At 57.2% G+C, this 9,295-nt stretch carries 8 protein-coding genes; 3 read left to right on the top strand and 5 right to left on the bottom strand.

Annotated features, from left to right (window positions below; genetic code table 11):
* Positions 1 to 2 precede the first annotated feature (2 nt).
* The 4 genes from GKAS_RS21280 to GKAS_RS21265 form a co-directional block, all read right to left on the bottom strand.
* Entirely contained in the window at positions 3 to 1,337 is a 1,335-nt protein-coding gene (locus GKAS_RS21280) for an ATP-binding protein (protein WP_035897256.1), read from the bottom strand.
* On the bottom strand, positions 1,334 to 2,071 hold the full coding sequence (locus GKAS_RS21275; RefSeq protein WP_035897254.1) for a response regulator: 738 nt from the start codon (positions 2,069 to 2,071) through the stop codon (positions 1,334 to 1,336). Before GKAS_RS21275 ends, GKAS_RS21280 begins: the two co-directional genes overlap by 4 nt.
* Before the next feature lie 36 nt (positions 2,072 to 2,107).
* On the bottom strand, positions 2,108 to 3,049 hold the full coding sequence (locus tag GKAS_RS21270; RefSeq protein ID WP_115074439.1) for an alpha/beta fold hydrolase: 942 nt from the start codon (positions 3,047 to 3,049) through the stop codon (positions 2,108 to 2,110).
* A 276-nt stretch (positions 3,050 to 3,325) separates the two neighbouring features.
* Positions 3,326 to 4,225, bottom strand: a complete 900-nt coding sequence (locus tag GKAS_RS21265) for a DMT family transporter (RefSeq protein WP_035897251.1) — start codon at positions 4,223 to 4,225, stop codon at positions 3,326 to 3,328.
* Positions 4,226 to 4,409: 184 nt separating this feature from the next.
* Here GKAS_RS21265 and GKAS_RS21260 point away from each other — a divergent pair, with 184 nt between their 5' ends.
* On the top strand, positions 4,410 to 5,279 hold the full coding sequence (locus tag GKAS_RS21260) for an AraC family transcriptional regulator (RefSeq protein ID WP_035897249.1): 870 nt from the start codon (positions 4,410 to 4,412) through the stop codon (positions 5,277 to 5,279).
* Here the strand turns inward: GKAS_RS21260 and GKAS_RS21255 are convergent.
* Positions 5,256 to 6,422 (bottom strand): benzoate/H(+) symporter BenE family transporter, encoded by a 1,167-nt coding sequence (locus GKAS_RS21255; protein WP_035897247.1) that lies wholly within the window; start codon positions 6,420 to 6,422, stop codon positions 5,256 to 5,258. The two genes, GKAS_RS21260 and GKAS_RS21255, sit on opposite strands and share 24 nt — an antisense overlap.
* A 135-nt stretch (positions 6,423 to 6,557) precedes the next feature.
* On the opposite strand from GKAS_RS21255, the gene GKAS_RS21250 reads away from it, so the two are divergent.
* Positions 6,558 to 7,133, top strand: a complete 576-nt coding sequence (locus GKAS_RS21250) for a helix-turn-helix domain-containing protein (protein ID WP_035897245.1) — start codon at positions 6,558 to 6,560, stop codon at positions 7,131 to 7,133.
* A gap of 199 nt (positions 7,134 to 7,332) precedes the next feature.
* Positions 7,333 to 9,291, top strand: a complete 1,959-nt coding sequence (locus GKAS_RS21245) for a peptidase U32 family protein (RefSeq protein WP_035897257.1) — start codon at positions 7,333 to 7,335, stop codon at positions 9,289 to 9,291.
* Positions 9,292 to 9,295 lie beyond the last annotated feature (4 nt).

Below are 9,295 nucleotides of genomic sequence, written 5' to 3'. Positions count from 1 at the left end.
GCTTACATATCGTTGGACGGCGCAGATACATGAAGATACAAAGGCAGCTGCAGCTTCGCCGACAGGCCACCCTGCGGACGGTTGCTGAGGCTGAGCTTACCCTGTAAACGTACCGCCAGCTGCGAGGCGATAGCAAGCCCCAGCCCGGTGCCGCCGGTGTGGCGGTTGCGCGAAGACTCCAGCCGATAAAACGGTTGCAGCACGGCGTCCAGTTCATGGTCTGGTATACCGGGCCCGTTGTCCGCAATATCAATGACCAGCCAATGTTCATCGACCTGCTGAAGCGTTAATTGCGCTGATTCGCCGTACTTCAGCGCGTTATCGACGAGATTCGTGACCACGCGCCGTAGCGCCTGAGGGAAGGTGGTGAGCGGCATCGGCGTGCCCGGGGAGAGGTACGTTACCGGATGCCCGGTATCGGTATAGTCGCATACCAGGGTGTCGAGAAACGCGTTAAGGTCGAGGCGCTGGCTTGGCTCCTGAACGCTTTCGGTGCTGCGCGCATAAGCAATGCCTTCGTGCACCAGACGCGTCATGGCATCCAGATCCTGCATCAGCTTGTCCTGTAACGCCGGTTCCTGCGCCATCTCGACTCTCAATTTCATGCGCGTGATTGGCGTTTGCAGGTCGTGAGAGATAGCGGCAAGAATGTGCGTGCGCTCTTTGAGATAGTGCTGGATCCGCGCCTGCATGGCGTTAAAGGCTCGTGCCGTCTGTTGCACCTCCAGAGGACCGTGCTCGTTCATCGGTTGCGGACTGTCGGAGGCGGGCTCGAGGTTCTCTACCGCGCGGGTAAACTGCCGCAGTGGACGAACAACCTGGCGTACGGCAAGCCAGGCGAAAATCAGCAGTAGCAGGGGTTGTGCTACCAGTACGATGGGGAGCCAGCGGGCAAGCGCCGGAAGCTGCGGATGCATATCAATTGTTAATGGGCTGCCATCACTGAGGCGTAGGTGAGCCTGAATATGCTCACGCGGGCCGGGGAGGTGGCTTACCGTCAGTGAATACTTATTTCCCAGCGCATTGTTCAGCGTCTCGACAATGCTGCGCGTTCGCCAGCCGGTGGGTGCCGGCCCCGATTCACCTGCCGTAGTCAGGTACTGATAGTTGCCGCGCGCCAGATGGGGAAGCCAGGCTTGACGTTCGCTTGCGGGCAGGCGGTCGAGGATGGCGACGCTGGTGGCAACATCGTTCTCCAGGGTATTGAGCATCACGCTGCGTGCGCTGCTCATTCGCTCGTACAGCAGCAGCGACAGCGTCAGACCGTTGGCCAGCAACAGGCCGCCAAGCACGATCAACACCAGCCGATAAAGCAGGGATTGCGGCCATAGCCTCATTCGTGGTGTTCCCGAATTTCCACCGGCATTGCCAGCACATAGCCTTCACTGCGCACAGTTTTGATATACGCCGGTTCGCGAGCGTCATCGTTCAGGCGCTGACGCAGGCGGCTGACCAGAAGATCGATTGAGCGCTCGAACAGCTCTGCGTCGCGCCCCTGGGTCAGGCTGAGCAACTGGTCGCGGCTTAACACCCGTTGCGGATGATCGACAAACACCCGCAGCAGACGGTACTCCGCGCCGCTTAACGCCACCACCAGTCCGCTATTGTCTATCAGGTGTCTGGCGGTGGTATCGAGCTGCCAATCGCCGAAGGCAATCAGACGCCCGGTTTCGCTAATCTGCAAATTGGGCGGCAGGGCACGATAGCGGCGAAGAATCGCTTTAATACGCGCCAGCAGTTCGCGGGCGACAAACGGCTTCACCAGATAATCGTCCGCGCCCATCTCCAGCCCCAGAATGCGGTCTGCATCATCACCGCGGGCGGTGAGCATCAGCACCGGCACGTTCTGGCGATCGTTACGTAGCTGGCGGCACAGTGTCAGCCCGTCGTCGCCGGGCATCATGATATCCAGCACCACTAAATCCACCTGATTACCGCCCATATAGGCGCGCATCGCCTTGCCGTTGCTGGCCCCTGTTGCCCGGTAGCCTGATTTAATCAGGTAGTCGACGACCAGTTCACGGATGTCGTGGTCGTCGTCCACCACCAGGATATTGTCGATATGTTCCATGCATTCTCCACAAAGGGCTAAGGGGCCACGGTGACGCTACAGCTTATCGGCATCGATGACCGCGGTCGTAAAATCAGTTGGATCTTCTTGCGGCGGGTTATGACCGACATGGGCACCAAAAGTACGGTGCTCATACTTGCCGGTAAAGTGCGACGCATAGGTTTTTGGGTCCGGGTGTGGTGCGCCGTTGTTACCGCCTTCAATGGTGATGGTCGGTACGGTAATGGGCGGCAGCGTCGCCAGCTTCTGCTCATATTTATCGTATTTTGCTTCGCCTTTTTCCAGCCCCTGACGCCAGCGATAGTTATTTATCGTTATCGCCACGTGGTCCGGGTTATCCAGCGATTTGGCGCTGGTATTGAAGGTCTCATCGCTGAATTTCCAGTCCGGTGAGGCCTGTTGCCAGATAAGTCTGGCGAAGTCGTGGGTGTTTTTGGCGTAGCCCGCCTGGCCGCGCGGTGTGGCGAAATAAAACTGATACCACCACTGGAGTTCCGCTTTCGGCGGCAGCGGCTGCTCGCCGATTTTCTGGCTGCTGATGAGATAGCCGCTCACGGAAACCAGTGATTTCACGCGTTCCGGCCACAGTGCCGCAACAATATCAGCCGTGCGCGCGCCCCAGTCGTATCCCGCGAAATCCGCCTGTTTAATGTTCAGCGCGTCCATCAGCGCCACAATATCGGCCGCCATCGCGGAAGGTTGGCCGTTACGCGGGGTGCTGGCAGAGAGAAATCGGGTGGTGCCGTAGCCGCGAAGATGGGGAACAATCACGCGAAAGCCTTTGCTGGCGAGCGCGGGTGCGACTTCAGCATAGCTGTTGATGTCGTACGGCCAGCCGTGTAGCAAAATGACCGGCTGTCCGTCGCGGGGGCCAATATCGACGTAGACGACGTCGAGCACGCCAGCGTGAATCTGATGGACCGTTTTAAAATCGTTGGCGTAGTCGGTTGCTGCCAGCGCGGGAATTGCGGAGGCCATCAACACAGAGGCCAGACACAGACGGTGAAAGCGGGATACGTTAGAGGCTGAAGCGTTCATGAATTTCTCCTGGACAGAGGCTTGATATCATCAAATCAAAAACGATAGCGAACGAAGTATAGGTGGCTATCGCGACCAGATAATAAAAACAATCTGAAGTGTCGAGGATGTGTGGGAATTCTTGAATTTTGCCAGCCACTGTATCCGGGAAGGGGCCGGATACAGTGTGATACAAACTGCGATATTGTAGCCCGGCCGAGCAAAGCGACGCCGGGATCACGCCCGACTTAAAAACGGCACGCGCCACATCTCTGGCTTGGCAAACATCACCAGGTTCCCCAGCAGAATCAGCACCAGTCCGAGAACCGCGTTCGCGTGCCACTGATAGCCTTCGTACATCGTCGACAGCGTCAGCGCGACCAGCGGGAACAGCAGCGTGCTGTAAGCGGCATTGCTGGCACCGATACGCCCGACCAGGGTGAAATAGACGCCAAAGGCAATCACCGAACCGAAAATCGCCAGATAGAACAGCGCGCCCATGTAGCTCACCGTCCACTGCGGCGTGAAATCATCGCCGCGCAGCAGGGCGATAACGCCAACGATTATCGTACCGTACAGCATTGCCCAGGTATTGGTGGTCAGCGTTTCCAGCCCACGCCGCTGGTGACGCAAGCTCAGCATGTTGCCCAGCGAGAAACCGTAGGTGCCGAGCGCGCTGAGTAATATCCCGGCCAGCAGCGTGCTGCTCATGCCGACTGCGCGCAGGTCATCCCAGAAGAGGGTGATAATGCCGCACAGCCCTAGCAGGGCAGCCAGATAAAAGCGCTTTGGCGGCGTCTGGCGGAAGAAGATAAAGCTGTTGATGGCGTTAAACAGCACCGCCATGGAGAAAATCACCGACTCCAGCCCGGTATTAATCCACTTTGCCGCCGTGTAGAAGCACAGAAAGTTGAAGCCGAAAACGCAGCAGCCTTGCAGAATGCAGAACAGGTGGTCGCGTAGCGCCAGCGGACGTAAACGACGCAGGCACAGCAAAATGGTCATCATGGTGACGCTGGCAATGGCGAAGCGCCAGAAAATCGAAACGGCCTCAGGCACCGGGCCCTGTTGTAAAAAGATGGCAATCCAGGTGGTTCCCCAGATAACAACGACCAGGGCATAGAGCAGCGCGTTCATAGTTCCTCGCATCAATAACGATAAAAAAACCAGTGTGACGCGATGCTCATCCCGGCGCTTGCAGAAGGCTGCGGGCGACTTGCATATTCTTGCGGTTTTTTTGCCAGCGGGTCGCGCAGAACGCTAGATTCTCCGGCCGACAGCCCCTAGACTGGCACTATCGTTAATCGTGATAGATATGTTAATGGCCTACGCAACCTTTGAGAGATTACAGAGTCAGAACGCACAGCTGCGGGAAACCGTTGCGCTTAACTCTGGGATCCAACTGGCGGCCTGGTATAACAAATGCGATAACCTGACGGTTAAGAGCGATCATCACACGCTTAGTCTGTACGTAGCAGATGGCTACGAGAGCTATCAGAAAACGCCGCACGGCTGGAAGAATGGCGGGGGACCAGACCGTTTCTGCCTGATGCCGAAAGACTCGGAATCAACGTGGGATATCCGCGGCGATCTGTCATTTGTGCATCTCTATTGCACCGATGAGCATTTGCGTAAGGTGGGCGAGCAGGTGTGGGATCGCAGCCCAGCGACCTTAACGCTCGACGAACACATTTTTGGCGACGACCCGAAAATAACGCTACTGTACCGCCAGTTTCTGCTGGGCTATGACTGGCAGCAGCCCGCTAACCAGCTTGCTTTGAGCAGTGCCAGCACCCTGTTGCTGACGCACCTCATCCAGCATCACGCCAATGTACAGTGGCGACTACCTACGGTAACCGGCGGGCTGGCTCCGGTGGTACTGCGTAATACGCTCGACTATATCGACGCCCATCTCTCTTCAGCGCTGACTCTTGCCGACCTCGCCGCGCAGGCGACCCTAAGCGAATACCATTTTGCGCGCATGTTCCGCCAGAGCGTGGGCCTGGCACCGCATCAGTACGTGATGCAGCGCCGGATGGACTGCGCGCAGCAGATGGTGCGTTACACCACGCAATCCCTGACCGATATTGCCCTGTGCTGTGGGTTTAGCTCCGCCAGCCATTTCAGCAATCGCTTTAAAGCGGTGAATGGCATGACGCCGTCACAACTACGCGCGGGTCTTGCGGGATAACAGCGCGAAGCTGACGCCGCCAATCACTAACCCCCAGAACGCCGACCCCACGCCCGCCAGCGTTATCCCGCTGGCGGTGACCAGAAAGGTGACCATGGCTGCGTCGCGTTCTCTATCGTTATTCAATGCCTGAAACAGGCTTCCTCCCAGCGTACCGAGCAGCGCCAGTCCTGCCAGCATCTGGATCCACACCGTCGGTAGCGCTGACATCAGCGCGGTAATGGAGCCGCCAAAGACCCCGGCAATCAGATAGAAAACCCCTGCGGCAGCCGCCGCCTGCCAACGCTTGAGCGGTTCGGGGTGGGCATCCGGGCTCTGACAGATGGCGGCGGTAATGGCGGCGATGCAGACGGAGTACACCCCGAACGGTGCCAGCAAAAGGCCAAATGCGCCGCTGACCACAATCAGCGGCGAAATCGGAACGTGATAGCCGGAGGCCTGAAGCGTGGCAAGCCCTGGCGCATTTTGCGACGCCATCGTCACGAGGAAAAAGGGAATACCGACGCTCAACAGTTGGGTTAGGGAAAAGTGTGGGGTAAGAAACTGCGGGACGACCACGGCCAGACTCAAGGAATGAGTGACAATGTCACCTTTTAAAGCTGCCATTACGATACCCACTGCCAGCGCCGCGACAACCGCGTAGCGCGGCGCGAGGGCTTTAAACAGCAGCCAACCCACCAGCATGCTGCCGCACAGCACCAGCTGTCCCTGCAACGTGGCAAATGCCTGCAGACCGAAACGCAGCAAAATACCGGCCAGCATGGCCGCCGCCAGCGAATGCGGAATCAGCTTCATCAAGCGGGCAAACCAACCGGTCAGGCCGCAGATAACAATCAATGCGTTGGCAAAAATGAAAACGCCTACCGCGTCGTTGAGCGTTGCCCCCTGTAAACCGCCCACCAGAAGCGCCGCGCCGGGCGTTGACCATGCGGTTAAAATCGGCACTTTTCGCCACAGGGTCAGCGCGAGCGTGCTGACGCCCATCGCCAGACCGAGCGCGGTCATCCAGCCAGATATTTGCATTGATGTTGCGCCCGCCGCTGCGGCGGCCTGCCAGATAATCGCCGCAGAGCTGGCATAGCCGACCAGCACGGCAATAAAACCGGCCAGCACGGTGGGGAAAGGAACGAAAGCGGTTCGCATAAAAGCCTCTTGTGCGCTATAACATCCAATAAATGTAGCATTGTGCGTTATAGCGCACAACAGTCGGTTATGATTTGCTAAAACGGCGCAGGCAGCGTGGGGTATACTTCGGCGATGGAAGAAAATGGAGGTGGAATGAATATTGCGCAACACCTGGCAGCGACGCTGAAATCTTTACGTCAGCAGCGTGGCTGGAGCCTATCTAAGCTCGCGGAAGAGACGGGGGTCTCGAAGGCGATGCTGGGGCAAATCGAACGCAACGAATCCAGTCCAACAGTCGCAACGCTGTGGAAAATTGCGACCGGCCTGAACGTGCCGTTCTCGGTGTTTATCACGCCTGAAGTGCCGGGCGCGGAACAGTCGTTCGACCCGCAGCAGCAGGCGATGGTCGTCACGCCGGTATTTCCCTGGGACCCGGTACTTTTCTTTGACCACTTTTCTATTACCCTGGCGCCGGGGGCGTTAAGCGAATCGACCCCTCATGAAAAAGGGGTGATTGAGCATGTGGTGGTAATTAGCGGCCAGCTTGATATGTGCATTGAGGGCGAATGGCGCACGCTGTACGCCGGAGAAGGGCTGCGGTTTGCCGGGGATCTGGCGCATGCTTATCGCAACAGCGGCGAGCAGGTAGTGCATTTCCACTCTATTATTCATTATCCCAAAGAAAACGCCGCAGGCAGGCCTGCGGCAAATCATGACAATCAACCATAACGTGGCCGTTACGAGGAAAGTCCGGAATACGGAAATGACTCTAACTGGCTGATGTCGAAAGCAGAAATACCCATTTCGGCAATAGGTTACTGAAATTTTGCTAACCGTGGCGCACAAGCGCTGGAAACTGTTTTCGTCCGCCGCGGCTTCTGGCTACAATAGCCGCCATTTTGTGACCCGACTGGATAACCTCGACCGTATGCGCCAGCAGAATGCCTTTCTTGAACTCCTTAGCCCGGCTCGCGACACTGCAATTGCTCGCGAAGCGATTCTTCATGGTGCCGATGCTGTGTATATCGGCGGCCCAGGCTTTGGCGCGCGCCACAACGCCAGCAACAGCCTGCAGGATATTGCCGCGCTGGTGCCGTTTGCCCATCGCTACGGTGCTAAAATCTTTATTACGCTCAACACTATTTTGCATGATGATGAGCTTGAACCCGCGCAGAAGTTGATTACCAGCCTGTACGACGCGGGCGTTGATGCGCTGATTGTGCAGGATATGGGCATTATGCAGCTCGACCTGCCGCCCATTGAACTGCATGCCAGCACCCAGTGCGATATTCGCACCGTTGAGAAAGCGAAATTCCTGTCTGACGTTGGGTTCAGCCAGATAGTGCTGGCGCGCGAGCTGAATTTGCAGCAGATCAAAGCCATTCACGACGTGACCGACGCGACCATCGAGTTCTTTATTCACGGCGCGCTGTGCGTGGCGTATTCCGGCCAGTGCAACATTTCGCACGCTCAGACCGGGCGCAGCGCCAACCGCGGCGACTGCTCACAGGCTTGTCGTCTGCCGTATACCCTGAAAGACGATCAGGGGCGGGTGGTGGCGTTTGAAAAACACCTGCTGTCGATGAAAGATAACGATCAGACCGCCAACCTCGGCGCGTTGATTGACGCGGGCGTGCGTTCCTTCAAGATTGAAGGGCGCTATAAAGACATGAGCTACGTGAAGAACATCACCGCGCACTATCGCCAGATGCTCGATACGATTATTGAAGAACGCGGGGATTTGGGCCGTGCTTCTGCCGGTCGCACGGAGCATTTCTTCGTGCCATCAATGGACAAAACCTTCCATCGCGGTAGCACCGACTATTTCGTTAACCAGCGTCAGATGAATATTGGTGCGTTTGACTCACCGAAATTTGTCGGTCTGCCGGTCGGGGAAGTGCTGAAGGTCAATAAAGAGACCCTCGACGTAGAAGTGAGCGAGCCCTTGGCTAATGGCGATGGGTTGAACGTGTTGATTAAGCGTGAAGTGGTGGGCTTTCGTGCCAACACGGTAGAGAAAATCGGCGAAAATCGCTATCGCGTGTGGCCGAATGAGATGCCAGCTGACCTCTATAAAGTACGTCCGCATCAGGTGCTTAACCGCAACCTCGACCACAACTGGCAGCAGGCGCTGCTGAAAACCTCCAGCGAGCGCCGTATTGCGGTGGATATCGAGCTTTCCGGCTGGCAGGAACAGCTGGTGCTGACGATGACCAGCGAAGACGGCGTTAGCGTCACGAATACCTTAGACGGCGAGTTTGCGGCCGCTAACAACGCCGATAAAGCGCTGAGCCAGCTTCAGGACGGGATTGCGAAACTGGGGCAGACCATCTATTACCCGCGCGGCGTGGAGGTGATGTTGCCGGAAGCGCTGTTTGTGCCGAACAGCATGCTGAACCAGCTGCGTCGCGAGACCGTGGAAATGCTCGACAACGCGCGCCTGGCGGCTTACGTGCGCGGTAGCCGTAAAGCGGTGGCGAACCCGGCGCCGGTCTACCCGGAAAGTCATCTGAATTTCCTGGCCAACGTTTACAACCATAAAGCGCGCGAGTTTTATCATCGCTATGGCGTGCAGCTGATTGACGCGGCCTATGAGGCGCACGAAGAGAAAGGTGACGTGCCGGTGATGATCACCAAACACTGCCTGCGCTTTGCGTTCAATCTGTGCCCGAAACAGGCGAAAGGCTCTATCAAGAGCTGGAAGGCGACGCCGATGCAGCTGGTTAACGGTGATGAAGTGCTGACGCTGAAGTTTGATTGCCGTCCGTGCGAAATGCACGTGATTGGCAAAATCAAAAATCACATTCTGAAGATGCCGCTGCCAGGGAGCGTAGTGGCGTCGGTGAGCCCGGATGATTTGCTGAAAACGCTGCCGCGTCGTAAATAGTGGG

The organism is Kluyvera ascorbata ATCC 33433, from assembly GCF_000735365.1.
In the GTDB taxonomy this organism is placed as follows: Bacteria; Pseudomonadota; Gammaproteobacteria; order Enterobacterales; family Enterobacteriaceae; genus Kluyvera; species Kluyvera ascorbata.
Note: the sequence above shows the minus strand (reverse complement) of the source record. Positions and strands in the feature narration are given on the sequence as shown.

Coding starts and splice junctions, on each gene's coding strand:
- GKAS_RS21245 (WP_035897257.1), top strand. CDS start 7,333: ATGCGCCAGCAGAATGCCTTTCTTGAACTCCTTAGCCCGGCTCGCGAC.
- GKAS_RS21260 (WP_035897249.1), top strand. CDS start 4,410: ATGGCCTACGCAACCTTTGAGAGATTACAGAGTCAGAACGCACAGCTG.
- GKAS_RS21255 (WP_035897247.1), bottom strand. CDS start 6,422: ATGCGAACCGCTTTCGTTCCTTTCCCCACCGTGCTGGCCGGTTTTATT.
- GKAS_RS21250 (WP_035897245.1), top strand. CDS start 6,558: ATGAATATTGCGCAACACCTGGCAGCGACGCTGAAATCTTTACGTCAG.
- GKAS_RS21270 (WP_115074439.1), bottom strand. CDS start 3,049: ATGGCCTCCGCAATTCCCGCGCTGGCAGCAACCGACTACGCCAACGAT.
- GKAS_RS21275 (WP_035897254.1), bottom strand. CDS start 2,071: ATGGAACATATCGACAATATCCTGGTGGTGGACGACGACCACGACATC.
- GKAS_RS21265 (WP_035897251.1), bottom strand. CDS start 4,225: ATGAACGCGCTGCTCTATGCCCTGGTCGTTGTTATCTGGGGAACCACC.
- GKAS_RS21280 (WP_035897256.1), bottom strand. CDS start 1,337: ATGAGGCTATGGCCGCAATCCCTGCTTTATCGGCTGGTGTTGATCGTG.